This is a genomic window from Kutzneria sp. NPDC051319, from assembly GCF_040682195.1.
Classification (GTDB): domain Bacteria; phylum Actinomycetota; class Actinomycetes; order Mycobacteriales; family Pseudonocardiaceae; genus Kutzneria.
In genome coordinates this window covers 248,756-274,050 of the sequence record NZ_JBFBAM010000004.1, presented here as the reverse complement: position 1 = coordinate 274,050, position 25,295 = coordinate 248,756, and the positions used below count along the sequence as shown (strand labels likewise).

Sequence of the window (25,295 nt, the reverse complement as noted above, 5' to 3'; positions counted from 1 at the left end):
GACATGCACCCGCTCACCACACGAAGGATCAACGCCAAGGAATTCGCCGACATCAAGCACACCGTGGCGATGCGGTCGCGGGCCCGGCGCAGCCTGCTGGCCGACCCCGGCTACGCCGCGCCGCTGCCGCAGGAGGTCAGCCTCCAGTTGACCTACCGCTGCAACCTGCGGTGCAGCCACTGCTACCAGTGGAACGAGCAGGGCTTCTTCCGGGACTTCAGCCCCGAGCGGCAGAAGACCGAGCTGGACGTGGAGATCATCTCCAGCGTGCTGCGCACCACCGCGCCCACCCGGTCCAAGCTGTTCCTGTGGGGCGGGGAGCCGTTGATGCACACCAAGTTCGGCCAGGTGGCCGAGCTGCTGGAGCGCTATCCCCGCACGGTCAACATGTGCACCAACGGCCTGCTGTTCAAGCGCAAGCTGGACGACCTGCTGCGCATCGGGGAGAACCTGAACCTGCTGATCAGCCTGGACGGGCTGGGCGAGGACCATGAGGCGCTGCGCGGCAAGGGCACGTTCAAGCGCACCATGGAGAACATCCGGATGATGCTGGACCTCAAGCGGTCCGGGCAGTTCGACGGCGAGATCTCGTTGTCCTGCATGGTCTCACACGTGACCGTGGGCAAGATGTACGAGTTCATGGAGTGGGCCGAGGAGCTCGGCGTCAACACCGTGTACTTCCAGTTCCCCTGGTACATCAGCCCCGAGGTGGCGACGCAGATGGACGAGGTGTACGAGAAGTCGTTCTCCTGGCTCAAGCCCGACACCGGCACCAAGCAGCCGACCTGGCACTCCTACACCTACCAGCTGCCGTCCGAGCAGCTGCCCGTGCTACGGGAGTCCATGGCGCGCCTGGCTTCCCGGTCGTGGCGGGTCCGCGTGCGGTACCAGCCGCAGCTGGAGGCCGACGAGGTCGAGGACTTCATCCTCGGCACCTCCCGTCCCGCGCAGCGCCGGTCCAAGTGCCTGGCCGTGTCCAACCGGATGGAGGTGCACGCCGACGGCAACGTCAGCTCCTGCAAGTTCTTCCCCGAGTTCGTGGTGGGCAACCTCTACGACACCGAGGTCACCGAGCTGTGGCAGAGCACGGCGTTCCGCGAGGTGCGGTCGATCCTGTCGGCCAACGGCATGATGCCGGTCTGCTCGAAGTGCATTCTCCTCTACCTGAACGGGGTGTGAGTCATGGACGACGTCGAGAACAAGGTGCGCGCGGTGCTGGTCGGCGTGCTGTCGAACGGGCTCGCGGTGGACGAGGTGGCGCTGGACGCCGACCTGGTCGACGAGTACGGCCTGGACTCGCTGCAGATGATCTCCTTCCTGCTCGGCATCGAGGACTCCTTCGACCTGGAGCTGGACTACGAGAACCTGGAGCTGGACCATCTCCGGTCGGTGTCGCAGTTCGCCTCGTACGTGCGGCAGCTGGCGCTGGCCGCGTGACAGCCGTCGTCCTGGGGACCTTCGACGCGGAACGGTGGTGGCGACCGCCCGACCTGGCCACACTGCCGGCGGCCGCTGCCGCCGACGGGGCCGCGGAGTCGATGGACGAGCTGCTGGCGGGGTTCTGTGCACCGGGCGATCTGTTGGTCACGCGGCGGCCGGTCGCGCCGGCGGTGGTGTCGGGGCTGGCCGCTCGCGGGATCACCTTCCGTCAGCATGCATGTCCAGTTCCCACTGCCGGCACTGTGGAAAGCGCTCTCCTCGGTTCGGCTCAGCTGTGGTCGCATGCCGAGTTCCGCCCCTACGCGGTGCTGCCGGACACCGTCCGTCTCGATTGGACGGACGATCTGCCGCCCCTGCCGGTGGTGGCCGCGGTGAACTCCAAGTCCTGGTCCAACGATCTCGCCCTGGAGCTGGGGCTGCCCGGCACCGGAACCGTGGTTCGTTCCGTGGAGGAGCTGACCGCGGCCGTGGACGGGACCGTGGTGGTCAAAGACCCGTACGGGGTGTCCGGGCGGGCGATGCTGGAGGTCGCCACGCCCGGGGTGTTGCGGGCGGTGACCAGGACCCTGGCCCGGCAGGATCGCCGGATCGAGCTGCTGGTGCAGCCGAAGTTCGAGAAGCGCCTGGACTTCTCCGGCCACCTGGAGGTCTTTCGGGACGGCGGCTGGGAGTTCCTCGGCGTGCAGGCCATGAACAACCGGGGCTTCCGGCACATCGGCTCCGCCCCGCCGTCCGTCGAGCTGCTGGACCTGGTGGAGCGCAGCGGTTACGTGGAGGTGCTCGGCTCGGTGGCCAAGGCGGTGTCGGCGGCCGGCTACTGGGGTCCGGTCGGCGTGGACTCGATGGGGCTGGCCGACGGGACCGTCGTGCCGGTGCTGGAGATCAACGCCCGGCGGTCGCTGGGCCTGCTGTCCCTGCTGTTGGCCCGGCGAATGCCGGGCTTCCGGTTGTGGCAGCTGGAACTTCGGATCCCCGAACGGCGCGGCATCGAGGACGTGGTGGCCGCCCTGCCGTGGCCCGAGGTGATCGTGCTCAGCGGCAGCGGGCTGGCCGCCCCGGGTGGGCGGGTGTATCTGGGGCTGGTGACCGACGATGTCCGGCGGCTTCAGGACGCGGTGGTGGTCGCGCTGACGGCCGCCGGGCTGGTGCCGAAGGGAGTTGCCGATGCCGCTTGACATCGGGCTGATCGGCGCGACCGGGATCGCGGAGAGGGCCATCCTGCGGCCGGCGTCGGCCTTCGACGACGTCACAGTGCGGGCGGTGGCGGCTTCCGATCCGGTGCGGGCCAAGGAGTTCGCCGCCCGGCACGGCATCGACCGTGTGCACGACACGTATGCCGAGCTGGTGGCGGATCCGGCCGTCAACACCGTCTACGTGTCGCTGCACAACTCCGCCCACCGGGAGTGGGTGGTCGCCGCGGCCGAAGCCGGCAAGCACGTGGTCGTCGAGAAACCGCTGTGCCTGTCGGCCTTGGAAGCGGCCGAGATCGCCGCGGCAGCGGTGGGCGTGCAGGTGATCGAGGCAGTGCCGACGATCGGGCATCCGTGGCAGGCCGCGGTCCGGGAGATGATTCTGGGCAACCGTTTCGGCCCGCTCACCCGGATCCGCACCGAGATCCGCTTCGGCGTGCCCGCGCCGGGGAGTTATCGGGATCATCCTGAGCTCGGCGGCGGCATCTTCCTGGACAGCGCCGGCTACTGGCTTCAGGCCGTGCAGGCGACGGTCGGCCTTGACGGCGCGGTCGGCTCCGCGCAGTCCGCGTTCGACGGGCCCAACGGCGTCGACCGCTCGTTCGACGCCGCGCTGACCTGGCCCGGCCTGACGGCCGAACTGCACTGCTCGGTCGGCGACAAGCACATCGCCAACCACGAGTTCACCTTCGCCGAGGCCACGGTCAAGATCCGCAACTTCCTGCTGCCCGCCGCCGGCGCCCTGCCGCTCAACCTGGCGATCCGGCGGGTGGGCGGGCCGACCACCGTGGAAGCGTTCCCACCGGTTTCGTACTACGACCTCCAGCTGGCCCGCGTGCGTGACATGGTGGCCTCCGGCGGTGGCGAACTCGACGCCGCCGTGGACCGCATCACGCTGATGGCCGCCCTCCATCGGCGGGCCAGGGAGGCATCGTGACCAGCATCAGCAGCTACCAGCGGCACATCGACGACGTACAGCTGGCCCGTGTGCTGTCGGCGTCCGGCATCGCGCCGTCCCGGCTGGCCGAGCGGTCGGAGCTGAGCGAGGCCAGCTACAACGCCGCCTACCGCCTCCGCCTCACCGACGGCTCCGGGCTGGTGCTGAAGATCGCGCCCGACCCGGCCATGCCCGGTCTGTCCTACGAGCGTGACCTCATGCGGACCGAGACTCTGTTCTACCGCACCGCTTCCGGTGTGGTGCCCGTGCCAGAGGTCGTGCACGCCGACTTCTCCCGCGATCTCCTCGACAGCGATTTCCTACTCATGACCGAGCTCCCCGGAGCCAACTGGTACGGCCTGCGTTCCTCCTTGGCCGACACCGACCGCGACCGCCTGCGTGGTGACCTCGGCCGAATGGCGGCCGACCTGCATCGGATCACCGGCGATGAATTCGGCTATCCGCAAGGGGAAACGTCGCCCAGCTGGCGCACCGCCTTCCTCGGCATGCTCGACGTCCTGCTGGCCGACGCTGCCCACTGGGAGACGCCGCTCCCGCGTTCCCTGTCCCAGATCCGCCAGTTGATCGGCGCCAACGCGTCCGTGCTGGAGGAGGTCACCACGCCGGTCCTCGTGCACTTCGACCTCTGGCCCGGCAACATCCTGTTGCACGACAACCAGATCACCGGCATCGTCGACGGCGAGCGCGCGTTCTGGGGCGATCCCCTGGCCGAGATGGTGTCCCTCGCCCTGTTCGCCAGCATCGAGGACGACGCCGCCTTCCTCGACGGCTACGGCCCGCTCGACTTCACCGACGCCGCCCGCCGACGGCTGGCCCTCTACCGCACCTATCTGTACCTGATCATGCTCATCGAGGGCGCCCCGCGCGGCTACTCGGGGCCGGACCGGGACGCGCTCGTGAAGATCACCTCCCTGCACCTGCGCAAGGCACTCACGGAGTTGCAGTCATGATCGAGATTCTCACCTCGGGTGTCGCCCTCGGCGTGCACGTGCCGGGGCTGCTGCTGGCCGACCGGTTGCGCGAGAAGGGAGTTCCCGTCGGCGTCAGCGTGGTGGAGCGGCTGCTGCCGGCCCAGAAGCTGGCCACCACCGCCACCATGAAGTTCGCCTTCCACCGGGACTTCCGGGTCGCGCTGGCCGGGCAGAAGATGGCCGGCTCGCCGGCGGACTCGGTGGATCCGGCGGCGGTCGAGGCGCTGTTCGCCGACTGGCGGGCGCGGGGTGTGGACCGCGTGGTGGTGTTCTCCGGCTTCTGGCTGCCCATCCTGGCCGGTTACGACTGTGCGATCGACGTCTGCCATGTTGATTCGGTGGCTTCACCGTCATTCACCAAGACAGTCACGGATCTTGACGTTCGTCCGGTGTGGCTGGCCGACGCCGAGGCCGGCACCATCCCGTGCAGCATCCGAGTCAGCCATGAACCTCCGATCCCCTGGGCGGATCGCTCGCCGCGTGTGTTCCTGCACGGCGGCGGTTGGGGCATGGGCACCTACCGGGACCGCATCGGCGAACTGCTGGAACACGGGTTGCAGCTGGACGTCATCGCCTACGAGGGCCGGGACGTGACAGCCCAGGGCGTGCGGTACTTCATGGTCGATCCGGAGTGGCATCCCTGGCTGGACAACGGATACCCGCCGTTCGGCGAGGTCGGCGCCGACTTCACGCGCGGCGTCGGCCACCACGGGTCTTTCGATCTGACCCGGACCGCGCTGGCCACGGTGAGCAAGCCCGGCGGCGGCACCCTGCTGGACTCCCTGTGGTCGGCGACGCCGGCCGTGCTCCTGGAGCCGTTCGGCGCGCACGAGCAGCGCAACGCCGACCTGTGGTGCTCGCTGGGGTACGGCATTCCCTTCGACACCTGGCGTGCGTCGGGCTTCGACCCGGACTTGTTGCGGCCCTTGCACGAGGCGCTGCTGAAGGCCGATGTTCCCGACTACGCCGAGGAGTTGGCGCGCCGATGACCAGCGTGGAGACGACCTGGCCGCTGTCCATCTGGCAGCGGCAGTGCATGGGCCTCGAACGCGCGCACCCCGGCTCGTTCACCGACCCGCTCTACACCATCAGCGCCGTCGTCGAGCTGCGCGGCCCGCTGGATCTCGTTGTGCTGCAACGCGCCGTCGACGAGCTGATCCGGCGGCACGAGATCCTGCGCACCCGGTTCGTCGAGGACGCCCAGGTCGTGTCCCCGCGAGCCTCGTCCGAGGTCGTGCTCCTCGACGAGGTCGGCGTGCACTTCCCGGTCTACGCTTCCAGCCCGACGCCTCTCGCGGTTACCGTGTCCCGCCACGGCACCAACGAGCACCGGCTTTCCTTTCACCTGCAACACCTTGCCTGCGATCCGGTCACACTGTGGTCGGCGCTGGCCGAACTGGGTGCCTTGTACCATGCCGAACTCGGCGGTCCTGCCGTGCCACCACCCAGTGCGCAGTTCGGCGAGTACGTCACGTTCGAAGGCCAACAGCAGCGGGCCGACGAGGTCGCCGCCCGCGCTTGGTGGGAAAGTTGCTTGGGTGGCAGGGCTTTCGCCCGCGTTCCCGCCGACTCCACCGCACCGTCGTTCGAGTACCGGGACGATCTGCTGTCCGTCGAGGAGTTCACGGCACTGGCGAAGTTCGGCCGTGCGCACCGTGGCACCGTGCTGACCACGCTGGCCGCCGCTCTCGCCTGCGCCATGGGTCCGCACGTCAGCGGCGGCGATCTGTTGTTCTCCACCATCTTCCGCAAGCGCGACCGTCCACAGTGGCAGCGGATGCTGGGGCCCTGCTTCGCAGTCACCCTTTTCCCGGTCCCCGCCCCGCCGGACCGGCTCGCCGCCGACTATTCCCGCGCCGTGCGCGACATCCTGGTGCGGTGCCAGCGATACAACCGGTTCGACCTGCTGGAGCTGCACGCCCTCATCCCGGGCTTCACCCCCGCGCTCAACCACTTCCTCGAGTTCATGCCGCCCGACCGGCCTGATGGCATCGCCTTCGGGCCGGTGACCGGCAAGGTGTTGACCGCCGCCGGCCCGCCGACGGACACCCCGTTCGGCCTCGACCTCCGCACCCGGGACACCCCGGCCGGCGCCGTCGTCGGACACATCAGCGGGTGCGGCGGCGGCTGGCGTGAGCCGGCCGTCCGTCAGCTGTGGCGGGATGTCGCCGCGCAGCTCAGGGATGGATGAACGGCGTGGTCGTGGCCAGTTGCACGAAGCCGAGCCGTTGCAGGATCGGGCTGCTGTCGTCGGAGGCGTCGGCCTGGAAGTAGCGGAATCCCGCATCCTTGGCCGCTCGTGTTCCGTGGGCCACCAGCGCCCTGAACAGGCCGCGTCCCCTCCACTGCGCCAGCGTTCCGCAGCCCCACAGGCCGGCGAAGTCCGTTCCTGGCGTGAACTCCACGCGGGCGCAGGATACTGGGCCCTCGTCGGCCACCACCACGAAGCCCCGCTGGTTCTCCTTGTCCTCCAGCAACTTCCGACCGACCGCCGAGTAGTCGCCGCCGAACACCTCGTTGTGCACCTTGACGAACATCTCGACCGTCTCTTCGTCGGTCACAGACAGGAGCGTCGTGCCCGCCGGCAACGCCGCTTCCGTCGGCAGCTCGTCGATCACCGCCACCAGCAGCGCTTCCGTCGGCTCCGGCGTGAATCCCGCCGCCAGCAACCGATCCGCGAGATCCGCCGGCTTGTCATAGGAGTAGTGCTTCCACTCCCACTCGCGGCCGAGCTCCGCGAACCGGGCCACGTGTCCCGCGATCGCCCCGTCCGCCGTCGCCTCGTCCAGATCGCTGGCCACCACCCCCGCCCAGTCGTCCTCGATCAGCACCTCACCGTCCGCCCGGCGAATCTGACGCTCGAACTCGGCCAGCACATAGTCGCGATCCACCGCCGCAGTATGCCGTCACGGCCGACGTCAAAAGGTGGGATCAGCCCTCGGCGAACGGGACCGCCGCTCGCGGCCGCGCCGGCGGCCGCCAGACGGAGAACGCCGGCCTGCACCACGCTCGTGTCGCTGATCGAATACTTCGCCCGAGCCACAACGCCGCATCACCAGCCGGCCTCGGAAACACCTAGGCCGAATCACCCACCACTTCAGCGGCCAGCTCCAGAAACACCCAGCCCGAGCCACACGCCACTTCACGGCCAGCCCGGAAACACCCAGCCCAAATCACCCACCGCATCACGGCCAGCCCCGGAAACACCCAGCCCGAATCACGCACCGCATCACCGGCCGACTCCGGCAACGGCCGGCGGCAGCCACCACCACTTCACCGGCCAGCCCCCGAGAACACCCCAGCCCGAGCCACCATCGACTTCGGCCGGAAAGAGTCGCCCCCGAATCAATCCAAGCACATGTTCCTGTGAACGGGCCGATCCACTGTTCCCGCAGGCCTTCGCCACGGAGCCCGGCTGGCCGTTTCGACTAGAATTGATTCGGGGGCTGCTCAACACCGCAAGATCAACTAGTCCTTGGGCCGTTCGTCGATGACCCGTTTGAGCTTGCCCACCGAGCGTTCCAGGGTCTCCGGATCCACCACCTCGACGGCCACGGTCACGCCGACGCCGTCCTTGACGCGGCCGACGATCTCGCCGGCGGCCGCGATCCGGTCCTGCGCCAGGGCGTCGGGCCGGGCCTCGACGACCACGGTGAGGTGGTCCATGCGGTCACGGCGGTTGAGGCGGAGCTGGAAGTGCGGGGACAGGCCGGCGGTGCCGAGCACGATCTCCTCGATCTGCGTGGGGAACACGTTCACGCCGCGCAGGATGATCATGTCGTCGCTGCGGCCGGTCACCTTGTCCATACGGCGGAATGCCGGCCGGGCGGTGCCGGGGCGCAGGGCGGTGAGGTCGCGGGTGCGGTAGCGGATGATCGGCAGGGCCTGCTTGGTCAGCGAGGTGAACAGCAGCTCGCCAGTCTCGCCGTCAGGCAACACGGTGCCGTACACGGGATCGATCACCTCGGGCAGGAAGTGGTCCTCCCATATGTGCAGCCCGTCCTTGGTCTCCACGCACTCCTGCGCGACGCCGGGCCCCATCACCTCGGACAGCCCGTAGATGTCGACGGCGTCCAGCCCGGCCCGCGTCTCGATCTCGGCCCGCATCTTCTCGGTCCACGGCTCGGCGCCGAAGATGCCGACCCGCAGCGAGCTGGTCGCGGGGTCGATGCCCTGTCGCTCGAACTCGTCGAGCAGGGTCAGCATGTACGTCGGCGTGACCATGATGATCTCGGGCCGGAAGTCGGTGATGATCTGCACCTGCCGCGCGGTCATGCCGCCGGAGGCGGGAATGACCGTGCAGCCCAGTTTCTCGGCGCCGTAGTGCGCGCCGAGGCCGCCGGTGAACAGGCCGTAGCCGTACGCCACGTGCACCTTGTGCCCGGGCCGGCCACCGGCGGCGAAGATGGAGCGCGCCATCACGGTGGCCCAGGTGTCGATGTCCTCGGCGGTGTAGCCGACGACGGTCGGTTTTCCGGTGGTGCCGCTGGAGGCGTGGATGCGCCGGACCTGTTCCTGCGGCACGGCGAACATGCCGAACGGGTAGTTGTCGCGCAGGTCATGCTTGGTCGTGACGGGAAAACCGGCCAGGTCGGTCAGTTCCCGGCAGTCCTGCGGTCGCACGCCGGCCTCGTCGAACTTCTTGCGGTAGAAGGGGACGTTCTCGTAAGCGTGCCGGAGCGTCCACTGTAGACGGGTGAGCTGGAGGGCTCGCAGCTCGTCGGCGGAGAGTCGCTCGGCGGCCGTCAGCTCGTGTACGGTCGGCGCCGCGCCCCATCTTGCCGTCATCGTCGACTCCAGTGTTAACCGACCGAACGGACGGTTAAGAATGTGCCGCCGCCGCGGCCTTGTCAAGGATCCGGGCACCGCGCCGCGCGCTGTCCTAAACTGGATGTCGAGGGGGTGGACGCAGGGCGAGAGGACAGAGGTGCCGCGAGCTACGATTCGCGATGTCGCACGCGCGGCGGGCGTGTCGGTCTCCACGGTGTCGAGGGTGTTCACCCGGCCGGAGCTGTTCCGCGACGAGACACGGCTGAAGGTGCACACCGCGGCCGAGCAGTTGAACTACTCCCCCAACCGGAACGCGGCCTCGCTGACCACGGGTCGCACCGCGAACATCGGCCTGGTGGTGCCCAACCTGGCCGATCCGCTGTTTCCGGAGATGATCAAGGCGGCCCAGCACGGCGCCCGCGAGCACGGCCTGGCCGCGCTGCTCGCGGACAGCGACGACAGCGCCGCCGACGAGGAGAAGCTGGTGCACGCCCTGGCCAAGGACGTGGACGGGCTGATCCTGTTCTCCTCGCTGCTGTCCGACGAGCAGATCGCCTCGGTGGACTCGCTGCGGCCGCTGGTGTTCGTCAACCGGCACGTGCCCGGGCACCGCAGCGTTCTCGTGCACGCCCCGCACGCGATGTCCCTGCTCACGCAGTATCTGGCCAACCTCGGCCACACTTCGGCCACCTACTACCCGGGCCCGGACAACTCGTGGGTCGCGCACGACCGGTTGGCCGCCTTGCGTAAGGCCGCGGCCGGCGCGGGCATCGACCTGGAGGTCGAGCCGATGGGGCCGGCGTCGTTCGAGAGCGGCAGCGCCGTGGCCGACGAGCTCGTGCGCCAGCCGTTACCCACGGTCGTGTTGTGCTTCAACGACCAGATGGCCATGGGCGTCGTCGCCAGGCTTTTGCAGCTGGGCGTGCGGATTCCGGAGCAGACCAGCGTGACCGGCTGGGGCGGCACCAAGGTCGGCGCCTGTTCCACGCCCGCGCTGACGACCATCGCCGCCCCGCTGGCCGACCTCGGCTCGGCCGCCGTCGCCGAGCTTCTGCTGGCGCAGCAGGACGAACCGGGCGCCGACCCCGCCCCGGTCACGCTGGAGGCCACCCTCCAGGCGCGGGCCACCACCGGCCGCGCCCGCTCGTGACTGAGTCCTATTCGGACAGTTGGGTCGGTTTGGGCGCGTCCGGGTGCACAACCCGGGCCACGATCCCCGGCACCAGCAGCAACAGCAGCGCGTAGTAGTTGACGGTCGGCACGATCAGCTCCAGCACGAAGGCGACCACCAGCGCGATGGTGGTGCCCAGCGTGTTGAACACCCAGCGGCCCGAGATGGTCGTGTCCGCGTTGATCAGCTCCGGGTCGGACCGCACGAGCATCGTCATCACCGACACGCACGCGCTGTTCACCAGGATGGTGCCGATGTAGAACAGGCAGGTGAACTCGTTGGTGGTGAAGCCGCCGACCATCTCGGTGGCGAACGGCATCACGATGACCGAGAGCAGCCACACCATGTTGGTCATGAACAGCGGGTTGTTGTAGGCGCGCACGTGCTCGAACAGGCGGTGGTGGCTGATCCACTGCCGGCCGATCACCACGAAGCTGAGCAGGAAACTCCAGATGGTGGCCTGGTTGCCGGTGATCACCTCGATCGGCTCACCGTGCGCCGCCACCACCTCCGGCACGATCTCGGCCAGCGGCAGCACCAGCAGCGTCAGCGCGATGGCGACCACGGCGTCGGTGAAGAACACCAGGCGTTCGGGCGACTTCTCGGTCATCGGTCCCCTCGGCGAGTCACGGCCAAATCGGAACAAGTATTCCCCAACGGTCACCCGGACGGCCCAGTCGGGTACCCCGCCGGCCCCGAACATCTGCCCGCGTGTGCCAGCCATGCCGGTCACGCCCCCGACTCGGCGACGGCGATGGTGGCCAGCTCGGTTCGGTTGCCGATGCCCAGCTTGGTGAAGATGTGGGACAGGTGGGTCTTCACCGTGCCCCGGCTCATGAACAGCTTGGCGGCGATCTCGGGATTGTTGAGGCCGTCGGCGACCAGCTTGGCCACGGTGACCTCGGTAGGAGTGAGGCTGGGCCAGCCGGACGAGGGACGAGTGCGTGGTCCACGGGTGCGGCGGACGTACTCGAGGGCCTCGTCGAGTGACATGAGGGCGTCATTGGTTGCGTGTGGCGGCACCAAGGCGCGTCTGGGATAGCCCATGTGCTCGCGGACGGCGGTGGCCGAGGCGAGCAGGTGCTCGGAGCCGATGAGGGCGGCGATGGCGTCGAGACTGTCGACGCAGCCGAGGCGGAGGCCGTGCTCGATCCGGATGGCGAGGGCCTGGTGATGCAGCTCCAGGTCGCTACGAAGGCGGCCTTGCTGCTCATAGGCGTCACCAAGTACGCGTTGCATGCGCAGCTCCCCGGCCATCGTGACGGCCCGGTCGAGCACGGCCAGTGCCTCGTCGCGGCGGTCGAGGCCGATCAGGGCGGAAGCGAGCGGGGGCAGGGACTGCACGGCTATGCAGGTGATGTGCTCGGTGGGTTGGGAGGCTTCGCGAAGCCAGCGCTCGGCCTCAGCGAATTCGGCGCGGGCCAGGTGGAGCTGGCCGAGGGCGGATGCCATGCCGGGCACGACAACGGGCACCTCGGCGTTGCGGACGAGGGCGAGGACCGGCTCCATCAACGCCAGGCCGGCATCGGTGCCGCCGGTGAAGCTGTGCACGGTGGCGAGCATGCTGCGCGTGGTTCCGACGCGGTTGTAGTCGCCCAGCGGGGCAGCGATGGCGACGGCCTCCTCGGCGAGATGCCGGGCCAGGTCGAGGTCGCCGGTCACCAGGGCGCTGGAGGCACGGAAGCAGAGCGCGGTGGCGGCGACTCCGCGATCGCCGCGTCGCAGCAGCTCAGCAACGGAGGTCGCCAGCAGCGGCACAGCCCGCTCGTGGTCGTCACGCAGGTGCAGCACAATGCCTTGCAGGGCAAGGGCGGAGTCGCGAACGAACTCGTCGCCGGAGATCTCCGCCGAGGCCAGCGCGGCCAGGCTCTGCCGCCACGCGCCGTCCAGATCGGCGAAGACCCGGCCGACTCCTTGCAGCACAAGGGGAAGACCCCGATCCCGCTCGTCGGCGGCGAGCTTCAAGGCCCGATCCAGCACGTCGAAGCCCAGATCGACCGGCCCGGTGACGTCCGCGACCAACGCGATGCCGGTCAGCAGCCGGGACTGGAGCGGCGAGGTGTCCTGCGGGGCTCGATCGACGGCCCGGCGCAGGAAGTCGATGCCCTCGTGGCCGGGACCGTGCAGATGCCACAGCCAGGGCAGCCCGGCCGCGAGCCGGCGGCCCTTCGCCGGGTCCTCGGCGGTCAGCCCGTGCTCAAGGGCGGCGCGGAGGTTGCCGTGCTCGGCCTGCATCCGGACCCGCCAGGAATCCTTGTCCGGCGAGGAATCCCCTTCCACGTAAGCGAGAAAGTGGTCGAGGTGGCGATCCCGGATCGCCTCTTCCTCGCCGGCCTCGCGCAACCGGGCCGCGGCGTACTCGCGGATCGTCTCCAGCAGGCGGTAGCGGCCGTCCTCGGCGACGACGAGCGACTTGTCGACAAGTCCAGCCAGCGTCACGAGCGCGTCCCGATTGCAGACGGCACGGGCTGCGTCGAGGGTGAAACCGCCGTGGAAGACCGCGAGCCGCCGGAACACCGCGCGTTCGGTGTCGTCGAGCAGGTCATGGCTCCACCGCACGGACGCCGCAAGCGTTTGCTGGCGGTTCGCGACGCCGCGAGGACCCCGCGTGAGCAGGGAAAACCGGTCGTCGAGGCCGTCGTTGATCTGCTGCGGGGTGAGCGTGCGCAGCCAGGCCGCCGCCAGCTCCAGAGCCAGCGGCATGCCGTCGAGGCGCTCGCACATCGACGTCACGGCGGCGCGGCTCGCCTCGTCCAGCTCGAACCCCGGCACCACCAGCCGAGCTCGCTCGACGAACAGGTCCTGGGCCTCGTCGGTGGCGATCGGCGGCACCCGCCAGACGACCTCGCCGGGGATGCCGAGCGGCTCGCGGCTGGTCGCCAGCACCGTCACCTCGGGGCAGGTGCGCAGCAGCTCGGCCGCCAGGTCGGCGACGCCGTCCAGCACCTGCTCGCAGTTGTCCAGGGCGAGCAGCAGGCGGCTGGTGCGCAGCTGCGGCGCCAGCCGGCCGGAGCCGACCAGCGCGCCCACCGCGTCCGCCACCGTGTCGGCCACCAGCGCCGGGTCAGTGATTTCGGACAGGTCCACCCACCAGGCGCCCTGCGGCCAGAACTCGGAGTGGTTAGCCGCCAGCTGCGCGGCCAGCCGGGTCTTGCCGCTGCCGCCCGGCCCGGCCAGCGTGACCAGGCGTTCGCCGAGCAGCAGGGTGCGCAGCGCGGACAGCTCCGCCTGTCGGCCGACGAAGGTCGTGAACTGCACCGGCAGGTTGTTCGGCACCTGGTCCAGCGACCGCGGCGGCCGGTCGTCACCGATCGCGTACAGGCGGATCGGTGACATGAGATCCCGCAATCGGTGCACGCCGAGGTCGTAAGTACGCCTTGGTAGCCCGGCCGCGGTGGCCGCGGACAGCAGGGTCTGGCCGCCGTTGGCGATCTCGCACAGGTGCCAGGCGCGGCGGGCCGTGGCCGAGCTGTCGTCGCCGGTGTGCAGGGCGATCCGCAGCCGGCCGGCCTGCGGATCGTCGGCGAACGCCCGCCGCAGCGCTTCGGCCGCTTCCACCGCGTCCTCGGGTGACACGAAAGCCGACTTGGCGGCGCCCAGCAGCAGCTCCAGGCGTCCTCGTGACGCCTGCGCCGGGTCGTTCGGCCCGGCCGCGCCCAGCGGGTCGAGACCGGCGGCCAGGTGGGTCGCGGACATGGCAGGTCATCCTGCCAGGCGCGGCGATATCGGCCACCCCGAACGGCCATGTCGGCCACCTGGCAGATCTCTCGACCACCTCCAGCGGCGAGGCTTTGACCAGCAACGACACACCAACTCAGGGAGCACGAGATGTCCGAGGTCATCGCCAACATGTCCATGTCGCTCGACGGTTTCATCGCCGACACCAACGACGGCATCGACCAGGTCTTCGGCTGGTACGGCAGCGGCGACGTGACCGTCCCGACCGCCGTCGAGTGGGCCACCTTCCGCACCTCCGAGGCCAGTGCCGGCGTGCTGCGGCACGGCCTGGCCACCATCGGCGCCCTGATCGGCGGCCGACGGCTGTTCGACCTCACCAACGGCTGGAACGGCCTGCACCCGATGGGCGTGCCGGTGTTCGTCGTGACCCACCGCGAGCCCACCGACTGGGCACACCCCGAGGCGCCGTTCACCTTCGTCACCGACGGCATCGAGAGCGCCGTCGCCAAGGCCAAGGCCGCCGCCGGCGACAAGAACGTGGCCGTCGCCAGCCCCACCATCGTGCGGCAGTGCCTGGACGCCGGGCTGCTCGACGCCGTGCAGGTCGATCTCGTGCCCGTGCTGCTGGGCAAGGGCATCCCGTTCTTCGGCGAGCTGGCGAAGAGCCCCGTGCAGCTGGACGGCCCGACCGTGGTCGAGGGCGAGGGCGTCACCCACCTCACCTACCGGGTGCGCCGCTGACCCCTTATGCAGGGACGGACGGCCAACTGCATTGACTCAGGGCTCGTAGGCTCTTGTTGGTGATGCCGGTCGCGGCGAGCAGTGTCTGAGATAAGGCACCGGTCAGGGCCATGACCCGAGGATCACCGAACCGTGTGCGCAGCCACCTTCCGACAGGAACATCGACCGTGCATGACGGACCCTCAGGTCTGCGAGTAACGGTATACCCAGACAGTCTATTGACTTCAAACATTCGACAATGACTACACTCTGCAATAATCCAATCGGACATTACGGGCAGATACCCACCCCTGGGGTGAAGAATGAATTTTGAGGCACAGTCCGCTGTTACCAAAAGTAGTGGCCATGAAAATGTGGCGTTGGTCGATCACGGTCTGCTACGTTGATGTTGCTCAGGGGGATATGAGCTTATTGAGGGGAGCCGTCCGAGAGTTGCCTCCCCGTCAATTTTCTCGCGTCGACCTCCTTGGGTGCCTTCTTACTCAATGGCACTTTGATTAGGAGACGAATAGTGTTGGAAGATGTGTCACATTCTGGTCGAACGAAGAGCGTGTTGACACAACATGCTCAAGCCTTCGCCAAAGTTGCCATGGCGGCCACCGCAGCCGTCGCCATGGCGTTGACGATTGCACCGAGTGCGCTTGCCGCGCCCGCCAACTCGACCAATACAACGGCGACGTCGCCCGCAAACGGGGTTGATGCAAACAAGAAGCTCTTAATGGCCAGGAGTCTCGAACTGACCGAGGTTGCCAGAACCCTCACCCCGTATGTGCATCGAGACGTCGATGGCACATTTCAGCTCGACGCTCCGGTTGACGTGACAAGCAAGTTGCCTTCGGACGCGTACGCGCAGATCATTAAGTTTGTCGATCTCAATAACTCCGACATCCGCACAGGCAAGCTCATCTCCACCCCGTCACTGACGGTTGCGATTCCTTCCAAGAGTGGGGCGTTCCAACCGCTCGGCGGAAGGAATGACATCGAAACCTATTGGTGGGGGGTTGCCTTCTACGTCGACGCTACCGTATCTGCCAGGATTCAGGGAGCTCTCAACATCGGAGCTGGAACCGCCGCGCTCGTGTCCATCATTGCAGCCGTTCTTGGCATCGCACCTGCCGCCGTCCCAGCAGGAATCATTTCGGCGCTCCTCTGGATCGGTGCCGGCGTATTGGCGCTCTGCACCAATGAAAATGGGGCGATCATCTACGACAGGGTCATCGACCCCATCCTTCCGTTCAGTTGCACGGGTCAGTGAAATCGCACAGTCTACCAAACCTATCACAGGGCTCACTCTTCCAACAATGAGCGACCGTGAGGGATAAAGTAGCATAGTGACAGTTTTGCCACTAAACGGTCACCCGGAGCGATCTCGCTCCGGGTGACCGTCACGCCATCCAACAGCACAAGAAGCCCACTCTATCTGGAATTCTCATACCTCCCCACCGTCAATTGCAAAAGTAGGTCGCAGCCACAGGAAGACGCGAATTTTCATGTCTGATAAGATGATCTCCACATGGTCGTCGACAGAGAGTGTGTGACCGATGAACAAGATCGAGCTAACAGGGCTTGTCGCCGGCCTGATTCTGTTCGTGATTGGGATCATTGTATACATTGTTGAATTCTCAACAGTAGACAGGGTTGCGCCGGCAATTCTTAGCGGAGCCACCCTAATTTTCCTTCTGGTGTCCATTTCGATTATAACTCGAAAGAGGACAAAGAAGTAGCGGGCAGTGACAGGGTACTCAAAAGCTCCACACCTGCGGCACGTATTCCAACCCGAGCAGTCAGTGTCCATTTTGACAGTTCAGGGGCGGCGAAGCGGGGCAAGGGAACGCATCGTAAGCGAAGCTCCCTCACATTTGAGGCTAGTCGTGTTCTTGCAGTCCGGCGCTTTCGTGTTGGGCTCGTTCCAGCCACCAAAGGAGCTCCCTTGCCCGAGCGCGCTGCCGCCTCACACTATCGGCTCGCCGTACCATAATTACGAGGTGACGCAGCAGTTCTCATGCCGGGTCGGCCCTGCGCTAGGCTGGTTTGACTAACCGGCCGGAGCAACGCGGTACCTCCTTGGACAGTACGACGTCGACCGCCCGCTCAAGGGGGGCTCTGCGCGAGACAATCGGCTAATAACCAAGGAGATTCACTGACACCCGTTACATCGCGCGTACCGAGGACAACCAATGGGACGTCTTCTTCCACGAACGCGGCGAAAAGCGCCACCGGGTCGTCTTCGCAACCGAGCACATCGCGTGAACATACATTTTCGGCCTGCTGGCTCAGTCACAGGTACTGCCGGCGAGGCAGGTCCTCGCAGACTGAGCTGCGCCGAGTTCGATACCGCTCAGTTGTCCACCACGAAAATCTGTGCCGGCTGCATCACGACTGCAGCCAGGAACGCCTGGTGACGCTCGCGGTGCGGAACCGGCCGTCGACGGGTATCGGTACCGTCGCCAGCGTAGCGGCGCCGTCACGGTGGCAATTGGCACTGTGACAAGGATTTGCATCTGGCGAGTATGTCGACCGGACATTGGCGGACACGTCCTCCTGGAATTTGAGTTGTCCCCCAAGGGTTATCGCGTCACCTCCTCGGGAACGGCCAGGTCCTCGGCGGCGTAGACCGCACCGATGGCGGCGGGGTCGTCGGCTCCGCACGCGTCGGCGATCCGATCCATGAGCTGGTCGAACTCCTCGCCGGTGCGGCCCTGGTAGGAGGCCTGCATGCGCCCCCACTCGTCCCAGGGCAGGGTCTCGATCTTCACCATGGCGGCCAGGTCGCGGATCAGGTTGCCGCGGATCTCCCCGACGCCCCAGGCGAAATCGACGCCCGCGACACCGAACAGCTGGGCGTCTACCTCGCCGGTCCGGTACCACTGCCAGGCCTCGCCGCCGGTCAGGAAGGCGCCGGCCGGCATGTCCTCGGAACTCGGCACGTACGGCCGGTGCAGGTGCTCGACGTCCACCCGGGTCCACCGGCCGTCCTGGAGGTACTCGATGACCCAGTGGTCGAGGTTCTTGCCCTTCTCGAAGTACGTGCCGAAGCCGCAACGGGCCCGCGCGGCGATCCCCCGTTGCCGTAACAGCGCCGTGGCCAGGGTCGACCAGTGCCGACAGGTTCCGACCACGCGTTTGTCCGGCGGCCTAGGCACGTCCAGCGGCGCCGGGTCGATCGCCGTCAGCGCGTCGATGAGGGCGTTGGCCGGGCGGATGTTCCGCTCGGCCAGCCGCTCCTCGGGCACGCCCGCGGCCGGCGCGTCCGTCGGCTGGATGAACAGCTGCTGCACCGCGGCGCAGATGCCGATCGGATCCTCGGGCAGGCCCTTGGTCAGCGGGACCTGCTCCGGGGCCACGGTGGTGAACACACCCGGTGTGGCGTAGTCGATGTCCATGCCGAGGATGCTAGGGCCGGGGTCTGACACTTCTCGGGAACACCGGGCTGGGCGCGGGCACAACCGCGCCGCCGCATTGCTCGGCGATGCGGCGGGCAGCAGCCGGCAGGAACGGCGTCAGGTGCTCCGCGATGTCCCGGCACGCCGCGACCAGCTCGGCCAGCACGGCGTCCAGCTCCGCCGAATTTCGGTTGAGCTGCCAGGGTTTTGTGACCTGAACGAAACGATTGGCCTCGTCGCCGATGCGCAGCACGGCCTCGACCGCCCGCCGGAAGTCGAAGGCCCGCAGCGCGGTGTCGATCGCCCCGGCCGCCTCCCGCCGCGCCGCCCGCAGATTCTCTGCTGCTGGATTCCGTTGTTGCACAACAGGAACGACACCATCCCGATACTTCCTCACCATGGCCACCGTGCGGTTGACCAGGTTGCCGAGATTGTTGGCCAGGTCCTCGTTCAGCCGGGTCTCCAGCCGGTCGTCCGAGTAGTCGGTGTCGCCGGTTCGTGCGACGTCCGACAGCAGCCACCAACGCAACGCGTCGGAGCCGAATTGCGTTGCCACGCCTAGAGGATCGGCCGTGTTGCCCAGCGACTTCCCGATCTTGCGTCCATTCGCGGTAAGGTACTCGTGCACCAGCACCCGGGACGGCAGTTCCAGACCGGCGGAGAGGAGCATGGCTGGCCAGTAGACGGCGTGGAAGCGAATGATGCCCTTGCCGATCACATGGACGCGTTCGCTGTCGTGCCAACGATCACCGGCTCCGGTGAGATAGTTGACGAGGGCGTCGAACCAGACGTAGATCACCTGGCCCGGGTCGCCGGGCACGGGGATTCCCCAGCCACGAGCCCGAGAAACACTCCTGCTGACACTGAAGTCGCCGAGTCCGCCGGCGATGAAGGCGAGCACCTCTCGCTTCCGTGTCGCGGGCACGATCTCGACGACATCGGTCCCGATCAGCTCGACCAGCCGGTCCTGGTAGCGGCTGAGCCGGAAGAACCAGTTGTCCTCGGACACCAGCTCCGGTTTCTCCTCGTGCTCCGGGCAGTCGCCCTCGACGAACGACTCGCAGCCGACGCAGTACAGGCCCGTGTACGACTTGCGGTACAGGTCGCCGCTGCGCTCGCAGGCCCGCCACAGCCGTTCGACGACAGGCCGGTGGCGTGAATCGGTGCTGGTGCGCACGAAGTCGTCGAAGGAGAGGTCCAACCCCTCCCCCAGTGCGACAAAACGATCCGCCATGCGGGCCACGTAGTCCGCGACCGGGATGCCCTCGGCTTCCGCGCTGCGCACGTTCTTCAGCGCGTTGTCGTCCGTCCCGGTCTGCGCCCACACCTCGTCGCCGCGCTGTCTCCGGTGCCGGGCAAGCACATCCGCCTGCACCAGCTCCAGCGCGTGCCCGATGTGCGGTGTCCCGTTCACGTACGGGATCGACGTCGTCACCACGGTCCGCCCCATTCATCGAGGCTAGACAACGGAGGCAATCTGATTTCCACGGGCTTGAGCGATCGCTCAATTCACGCTCCGGTTTGAGCAGTCGCTCAAACCGGGGGGGTTCGATGGACGACAGCGTTTCGACGGACTGCAGGGTTTCGACGGACGACAGGGTGTCCTGGCGGCAAAGACTGCTGCCACTGATCAACATCGCGCCGGCGGTGATCTCGCTGGCCGCCGGAGATGTGCTCGCGTACTTCCGAGCCCAGGCCATGGGGTTCGGGCCGTACACGGCCGATCCGGTGGACACGTACCTCGTCCCCGCCGGCATCGCGGTGGTGCTGGTGCTGCCGATGTTCTTCCCGCAGCGGCGGCTGTTCGTCATCGCCTGCGTGGCGTTGGGAGCGCTGGAAGTCCTGGTGTGCACGGTGCTGGTGCTGACGATTCCGTTCATCCCGATCGGGCTCGGCCTGATGGTCGCGGGTTTCGCCCGACGGCGGATCCCGTTGGCCACCGGGATCTTCGCGCTCATGTTCGTGTACAACGCATGGCTGTGGGTCGGTTTGGTGTTCGGCCGCCTGAGCTGATCGAGGCGTGACGGCTACGCGCTTCGCGCCTGGTGGCGCTCGATCACGGCCCTCGCCCGGGCAGTCTTGACCGCGGCGGAGAGGGTGTCGAGGTCGAACGCGCCGTAGTGGCGCTGGCCGTTGATGAAGAAGGTGGGGGTGCCGGAGACGCCGCTGAGGTCGGCGGACTGGACGTCCTGGGCGATGCGGGCCTCGTGCTGGTGGCGCTTGAGGTCGTCGTGGAAGCGCTCGCGGTCGAGGCCGAGTTCCTCGGCGTAAGAAAGGAGATCAGTGACGCGGAGGTTGTCCTGACGCTGCATGAGCAGGTCGTGCATGGGCCAGAAGGCGCCCTGCGCGGCGGCGGCCTCCGAGGCCTCGGCGGCGAGTTCGGCGCGGGGATGGACGTCGGTGAGCGGCAGATGCCGCCACACGTAACGAAGATCGGTGTCGGTGAGGAGGTCGCGCACGACAGGTTCGGCCAGACCGCAGTAGGGGCACTCGAAGTCGCCGTACTCGACGACGGTGACCGAGGCGTCCGCGGGCCCACGGATGTGGTCGCGGGCCGGGTCGACCTCGTCGACGAGGTCGATGAGCTGCTCGGAGGTGCCGAGCAGGGCCAGCGCCTTCTTCTTGGGCGAGAGGTAGCGGGTCGTGTGGTAGACGGCCCAGGTGACACCGGATGAGAGGAGGACCGCGGAGAGCACGCCGACCTTGGCCTGGTCGAGTTCCTGGCCGCGCAGGGCCAGCGTGGCGATGAGCAGGGAGACGGTGAAGCCGATGCCGGCGATGGTGCCGCTGCCGGCGACCGCCAGCCAGCCGACCGGCGGCCGGATGCGGCCGCGGCTGGAGCGGGTGATCAGCCAGGTGGTGCCGACGACGGCCACGGGCTTGCCGACGACGTAGCCGAGGATGATGCCGAGCGTCACCGGCGAGGTGTAGGCGCGGGCCAGGAAGCCGCCGTCGATGGCGACGCCGGCGTTGGCCAGGCCGAACAGCGGCACGATGACGTAGCTGGTCCACGGGTGGAACATGTTCTGCAGCCGGGAGTTGGGCGACAGGCTCCGGTTCAGGCCGGTGGTGGCCTCCCGCGCCAGCTCGGCGGTGGGCTGCTCGCGGAACAGCCGGAACAGGCCGGTGGCCCGTTCGAGGTCGTCGCGGGCCGGCGTGTACGCCGACGTCGCGAGGCCGACGCCGAGGCCGACAACCACGGGATCGACGCCGCTTTCCAGCAGCGCGAGCCAGGAGATGACACCGAGCAGGGCGTGCACGACGCCGCTGCGCACGCCGATCACGCGGAGGACAACCAGGGCGACGAACACCAGCACGGCGATGATCAGCGGCAGGACGCTGATCTGCTCGCTGTAGGCGATGGCGATCACCAGCAACGACACGAGGTCGTCCACGACAAAAACGGTGAGGAGGAAGACCCGCACGCGGTCCGGCACGCCGCGGCCGAGCAGGGTGAGCAGACCGAGGGCGAGTGCGGTGTCGGTGGACATCGCGACGCCCCAGCCGTGCGCGCCCGGCCCGCCGAGGTTGACCACGGTGTAGATCAGCGCCGGCAGCGCCAGGCCGACCAGGCCCGCGCTGAACGGCAGCAGGAACCGGCGCCGGTCACGGAAGTCGCCCAGGTCGAACTCGCGGCGGGCTTCGAGACCGACGACGAGGAAGAACAACGTCATCAGGCCGCTGTTCACCCACTCCCGCAGGTCCTCCACGACCTCCATGCCGCCCAGCCGCACCGACAACGTGATGTGCCAGAACGACTCGTACGAGCTGGTGTCCACGTTGGACCACAGCAGCGCCACGACGATCGCGGCCACCAGCACGCCCGCGCTGGCCGACTCCGTGCGCAGGAACGCGCGGATGGGGGCGGCGATGCCGCGCTGCCACAGCGTCCGCTGCCGGGTGGGCTCGCTCACGGCAGTGGAGTTTACCGAGTGGGCGGGGCGCTGTGCCCGGCCGCGCGCGCATTCCGGCAGGTCAGGCTACCTGAGCAGCCCCCGAACCGAGCCTGGTCCAGTGGGTGGGAACGGCGGCTCGATCGGGGGCTGTCCAGCAGGCGGCGGCGGGAACGGAGGTCAGTGCGAGAAGTAGCCGAAGACGTCGGCGATCACGTCGACGTTGCCGGCCAGGTTGGAGAAGTCGATGTCGCCGTTCGCTCCGACCGGCACGACCACCTGGTTCTGGATGATCTTGCCGGCGCCGAAGTTCAGGTTGGACACGCCGGGCCGGGCCGTGCCGCCGGGGAACACCGTGAGGAAACTGTCCGCGGTGCCGTCGGCCACGGTGACGTTCAGGACCACGGCGGTCGCGTCGGCCGGCACGCCGCCGACCCCGGCGACGTGCAGCGACCGGGTCTGGCCGGCGCCGACCGGGCCGCCGTCGGTGCGGGTGTCGAGCAGCCGGGCCGGAGCCAGCGGCAGGAACGGCATCCCGATCACGGTCGGCGGGTTGGTCAGGGCGTACGCGCCGACGTAGTCGACGACGACGTCGGCGTTGCCGGCGAGGTTGTGCAGGTCGACCTTGCCGTCCGCGCTCACGCCGACCACCACCAGGTTGGATGTGGTCTGCCCGGCGGTGAAGTTGAGGTTGGAGGCGCCGGGCAGCGGCGTGCCGTCCGGATACGCGGTGAGCACGCTGCCGGCGGTCGGGTTGGTCACCGTCACGTTGAGCACCACCGCTCCGATGGTGCTCGCGGAGGCCGGTAGCTTGCCGAACAGGCTGAGCACGCGCGTGCCGCCAGGGCCGATTGAGCCGCCGTCGGTGCGGGTGTCGAGTGCCCGGGTCGGTGTGCCGGGGATGTAGGCGTACTGGTTACCGCCCGGGAACCGATCGCTGTAGTAGCCCTCGAGGTCCACAATCACGTCGACGGAGCCGAAGCGGTTGGCGATGTCGATGGAGCCGTCGGCGCCGACCGGCACGGTCACCAGGTTCGGCACCGTCCGGCCGGCGTCGAAGTTGAGATTGGAGGTGCTGGGCTCCGGCTGCCCGTGCGGGAAGACGGTGAGGAAGCTGTCGGCGGTCGGGTTGGTGGCGGTCACGTTGAGCACGGCCGCCGTGACGCCGGTGGCCGCCACACCGTGTGTGCCGGCGATCTTCAGGTTCAGCTGGCCGCCGTTGACGAGCGTGCCACCGTCGCGGGTGTCCAGCAGCCGGGTCGGGGCGACCGGGTTGTACAGGCCGCCGATGGTCACCCGCTGGGTGGTGTGCGCGGTGGCGCCGGTCGAGTCCTTGATGGTCAGCGCGACCGTGTAGACGCCCGGGTTCAGGTAGGAGTGGCTGCTGTTGGCGCTGCGGGAATCGACCGGCGCGGTGCCGTCGCCGTAGTCGACGACGTAGTCGGTGATCTTCCACGCGTCCGTCGAGGCCGAAGCGTCGGTGACGACGCTCAGCGGTTCGTCCTGGAAGGCGCTCAGCCGGGCGACCTCCGGCGCCGGGTCGGTCACCAGGGCCTGACCCGTGTCGTGGACGGCGACGCCGGAGGGCGCGGTCGCCGTCACGGAGACGAGGTACGGGTAGGCGCCGCTGCGCTGCTGGTAGACGTGGGTGACGGATGTGTCGGTGGTGACGACCGGGCTGCCGTCCTGGAAGTCGTAGGTGTAGGTCAGCGGCGTGGACCAGGGGTTGCTGACCTGGACCGACGCGGTCACCGGCAGCGGGTGCGGGCCCTGGTCGGGGGTCACCGTGAGCTGGGTGATCGCGAACGGGTCCGGCAGCTCGACGGCCCCGCGGTCGTGCGTGCCGATGCCGGCGACCAGCGGGTCGTCCACCCGCGGCGAGTGCGTGAGGTCGCTGGCCAGCTCGCCGGGGGCGGTGTCGTTGGCCGAGTCGATCACCGGCGAGCCGTTCTGCACGGTCCAGGCCTTGGGGTGCGTGGTCATCGGGTCGCCGACCAGGTCGTGCGCGCCCTGCCCGGTGCCGGCGGTGAAGGCAGCCGGGTCGGCGTAGGTCGTGTCGGCCCAGCGGTACGGGGTCTTCGCGGCCGGGCCGAACAGGTTGTACGCGGCGGTCGTGCCGGCGGTGGCCGTCGCGGCCACCGAGAGCTCGGCGAAGCTGCCCGTCTTGCAGGCCGACCGGTTCACGCCGTTGCCGCTCAGCACGTTGTTCTGGATGGACGCGCCGGCCGAGGCGCCGGTCAGCGAGATGCCGACCGGACAGTTGGTCAGCACGGTGTTCGAGGTGACGACCGTGGCCGCCGAGTCGGTGACCTGGATGCCGGGGCCGGCGTTGTTGGCGAGCACGTTGGTGGTGACGACGGCGCCGGTGACACCGGCCCCGACGGCGATGCCGGCCGCGCCACGGTGCTCGATGTCGTTGCGGCTCAGGGTGATCCGGGCGCTCGCGCCGGTGATGTCGATGCCGTCGCTGGCCGGCGGCGGGGTTCCGTTGCCGTAGACGGTCATGCCGTCCACGGTGACGTCGGTCGAGTTGTCGATCAGCACCGCCGACGACAGGCCCGCGGCCTGGAAGTTGCCACGCACCACGATGTCGTGCACGCCGTGCATGGTGACGGCGTGCTGCAGGGCGTTGAAGTGCGGGTCGTAGCCGAGCTGGATCGGCCCGAAGAAGCCGTTGTTCCCGTCCGCCAGGTACGTGATCGGCGCGCCCGGCCGGCCGGAGTGGGTCACATCGATTTCGCCCCACTGACCGCCCGTGATGTGCACCGTGTCGCCCGGCTGGGCCACGTCGGCCGCGCCCTGCGCCGTGCAGAGGGGCTGCGCGACCGTGCCCGGCCCTTGGTCGGAGCAGTTGCCGAGCGGAATCACCCACAGGTCAGGACCGGTGTCCGCGGCCGCGACGCCCGTCGCGACCAGGGTTGACGTGCCTATTACCGCAGCCAGCATCGCTGCGACGGCGCGCGTGCGCATATGTCGACTTCTCCCCTTGAGCTGGTAGCCCACCTTGTCGCCCGTATCGAGGACGTGGGCGGCCGCGTTACTCGGGCCGGCGATCGAATTCATGGCCACTAGCTGGGAAAACGGACAAAGGGATCGTTAC

General features: G+C 68.2%; 19 protein-coding genes. 11 read left to right on the top strand and 8 right to left on the bottom strand.

Translation table 11 applies throughout. The features are described from left to right. The first annotated feature begins 3 nt into the window (after positions 1–3). The 7 genes from AB0M73_RS06060 to AB0M73_RS06030 are packed head-to-tail and all read left to right on the top strand — an operon-like array spanning position 4 to position 6,750. Positions 4–1,179, top strand: coding sequence for a radical SAM protein (locus AB0M73_RS06060; protein ID WP_363887435.1), 1,176 nt, complete (start codon positions 4–6; stop codon positions 1,177–1,179). Positions 1,180–1,182: 3 nt separating this feature from the next. Then, positions 1,183–1,437: an acyl carrier protein gene (locus tag AB0M73_RS06055; protein WP_363887432.1), complete on the top strand. Its 255-nt coding sequence runs from the start codon at positions 1,183–1,185 to the stop codon at positions 1,435–1,437. Next, a complete protein-coding gene (locus AB0M73_RS06050) occupies positions 1,434–2,615 on the top strand; it encodes a hypothetical protein (RefSeq protein WP_363887430.1) in 1,182 nt (393 codons plus the stop codon). Before AB0M73_RS06055 ends, AB0M73_RS06050 begins: the two co-directional genes overlap by 4 nt. Further along, on the top strand, positions 2,605–3,567 hold the full coding sequence (locus AB0M73_RS06045; protein ID WP_363887427.1) for a Gfo/Idh/MocA family oxidoreductase: 963 nt from the start codon (positions 2,605–2,607) through the stop codon (positions 3,565–3,567). The genes AB0M73_RS06050 and AB0M73_RS06045 overlap by 11 nt, the downstream gene beginning before the upstream one ends. Continuing rightward, positions 3,564–4,538: an aminoglycoside phosphotransferase family protein gene (locus AB0M73_RS06040; RefSeq protein ID WP_363887424.1), complete on the top strand. Its 975-nt coding sequence runs from the start codon at positions 3,564–3,566 to the stop codon at positions 4,536–4,538. The genes AB0M73_RS06045 and AB0M73_RS06040 overlap by 4 nt, the downstream gene beginning before the upstream one ends. Further along, on the top strand, positions 4,535–5,548 hold the full coding sequence (locus AB0M73_RS06035) for a hypothetical protein (RefSeq protein WP_363887421.1): 1,014 nt from the start codon (positions 4,535–4,537) through the stop codon (positions 5,546–5,548). The genes AB0M73_RS06040 and AB0M73_RS06035 overlap by 4 nt, the downstream gene beginning before the upstream one ends. Then, a complete protein-coding gene (locus tag AB0M73_RS06030) occupies positions 5,545–6,750 on the top strand; it encodes a condensation domain-containing protein (RefSeq protein WP_363887417.1) in 1,206 nt (401 codons plus the stop codon). Before AB0M73_RS06035 ends, AB0M73_RS06030 begins: the two co-directional genes overlap by 4 nt. Here the strand turns inward: AB0M73_RS06030 and AB0M73_RS06025 are convergent. Together AB0M73_RS06025 and paaK are read right to left on the bottom strand one after the other, a co-directional pair. Beyond that, positions 6,737–7,450 (bottom strand): GNAT family N-acetyltransferase, encoded by a 714-nt coding sequence (locus tag AB0M73_RS06025; RefSeq protein WP_363887414.1) that lies wholly within the window; start codon positions 7,448–7,450, stop codon positions 6,737–6,739. The genes AB0M73_RS06030 and AB0M73_RS06025 overlap by 14 nt on opposite strands. A gap of 577 nt (positions 7,451–8,027) precedes the next feature. Further along, positions 8,028–9,347 carry a phenylacetate--CoA ligase PaaK gene (paaK, locus tag AB0M73_RS06020; protein WP_363887411.1) on the bottom strand — a complete coding sequence of 440 codons (1,320 nt, stop codon included), beginning with the start codon at positions 9,345–9,347 and terminating at the stop codon, positions 8,028–8,030. Between the two features lie 40 nt (positions 9,348–9,387). On the opposite strand from paaK, the gene AB0M73_RS06015 reads away from it, so the two are divergent. Then, positions 9,388–10,479, top strand: a complete 1,092-nt coding sequence (locus AB0M73_RS06015; RefSeq protein WP_363887409.1) for a LacI family DNA-binding transcriptional regulator — start codon at positions 9,388–9,390, stop codon at positions 10,477–10,479. A 7-nt stretch (positions 10,480–10,486) separates the two neighbouring features. Here the strand turns inward: AB0M73_RS06015 and AB0M73_RS06010 are convergent, their stop codons facing one another. Beyond that, complete coding sequence (locus AB0M73_RS06010) at positions 10,487–11,110, bottom strand: TMEM175 family protein (protein ID WP_363887407.1); 624 nt, start codon at positions 11,108–11,110, stop codon at positions 10,487–10,489. Between the two features lie 119 nt (positions 11,111–11,229). After that, positions 11,230–14,196, bottom strand: coding sequence for a LuxR C-terminal-related transcriptional regulator (locus AB0M73_RS06005; RefSeq protein WP_363887406.1), 2,967 nt, complete (start codon positions 14,194–14,196; stop codon positions 11,230–11,232). Positions 14,197–14,328: 132 nt separating this feature from the next. Between AB0M73_RS06005 and AB0M73_RS06000 the strand changes: the two genes are divergently transcribed. Both AB0M73_RS06000 and AB0M73_RS05995 read left to right on the top strand, forming a co-directional pair. Beyond that, positions 14,329–14,919 (top strand): dihydrofolate reductase family protein, encoded by a 591-nt coding sequence (locus AB0M73_RS06000; RefSeq protein ID WP_363887404.1) that lies wholly within the window; start codon positions 14,329–14,331, stop codon positions 14,917–14,919. Between the two features lie 511 nt (positions 14,920–15,430). Next, positions 15,431–16,174 (top strand): hypothetical protein, encoded by a 744-nt coding sequence (locus AB0M73_RS05995; RefSeq protein WP_363887401.1) that lies wholly within the window; start codon positions 15,431–15,433, stop codon positions 16,172–16,174. Between the two features lie 1,312 nt (positions 16,175–17,486). On the opposite strand, the gene AB0M73_RS05990 is transcribed toward AB0M73_RS05995, so the two are convergent. Next, positions 17,487–18,302 carry a transglutaminase-like domain-containing protein gene (locus AB0M73_RS05990; protein WP_363887399.1) on the bottom strand — a complete coding sequence of 272 codons (816 nt, stop codon included), beginning with the start codon at positions 18,300–18,302 and terminating at the stop codon, positions 17,487–17,489. A 10-nt stretch (positions 18,303–18,312) separates the two neighbouring features. Next, entirely contained in the window at positions 18,313–19,752 is a 1,440-nt protein-coding gene (locus AB0M73_RS05985) for a methionine--tRNA ligase (RefSeq protein WP_363887398.1), read from the bottom strand. A gap of 149 nt (positions 19,753–19,901) precedes the next feature. Here AB0M73_RS05985 and AB0M73_RS05980 point away from each other — a divergent pair, with 149 nt between their 5' ends. Further along, positions 19,902–20,315, top strand: a complete 414-nt coding sequence (locus AB0M73_RS05980) for a hypothetical protein (protein WP_363887395.1) — start codon at positions 19,902–19,904, stop codon at positions 20,313–20,315. Positions 20,316–20,329: 14 nt separating this feature from the next. Here the strand turns inward: AB0M73_RS05980 and nhaA are convergent, their stop codons facing one another. Next, positions 20,330–22,216 (bottom strand): Na+/H+ antiporter NhaA, encoded by a 1,887-nt coding sequence (gene nhaA / locus AB0M73_RS05975; RefSeq protein WP_363887393.1) that lies wholly within the window; start codon positions 22,214–22,216, stop codon positions 20,330–20,332. 159 nt (positions 22,217–22,375) lie between these two features. Next, positions 22,376–25,165 (bottom strand): PKD domain-containing protein, encoded by a 2,790-nt coding sequence (locus AB0M73_RS05970; protein WP_363887391.1) that lies wholly within the window; start codon positions 25,163–25,165, stop codon positions 22,376–22,378. Positions 25,166–25,295 lie beyond the last annotated feature (130 nt).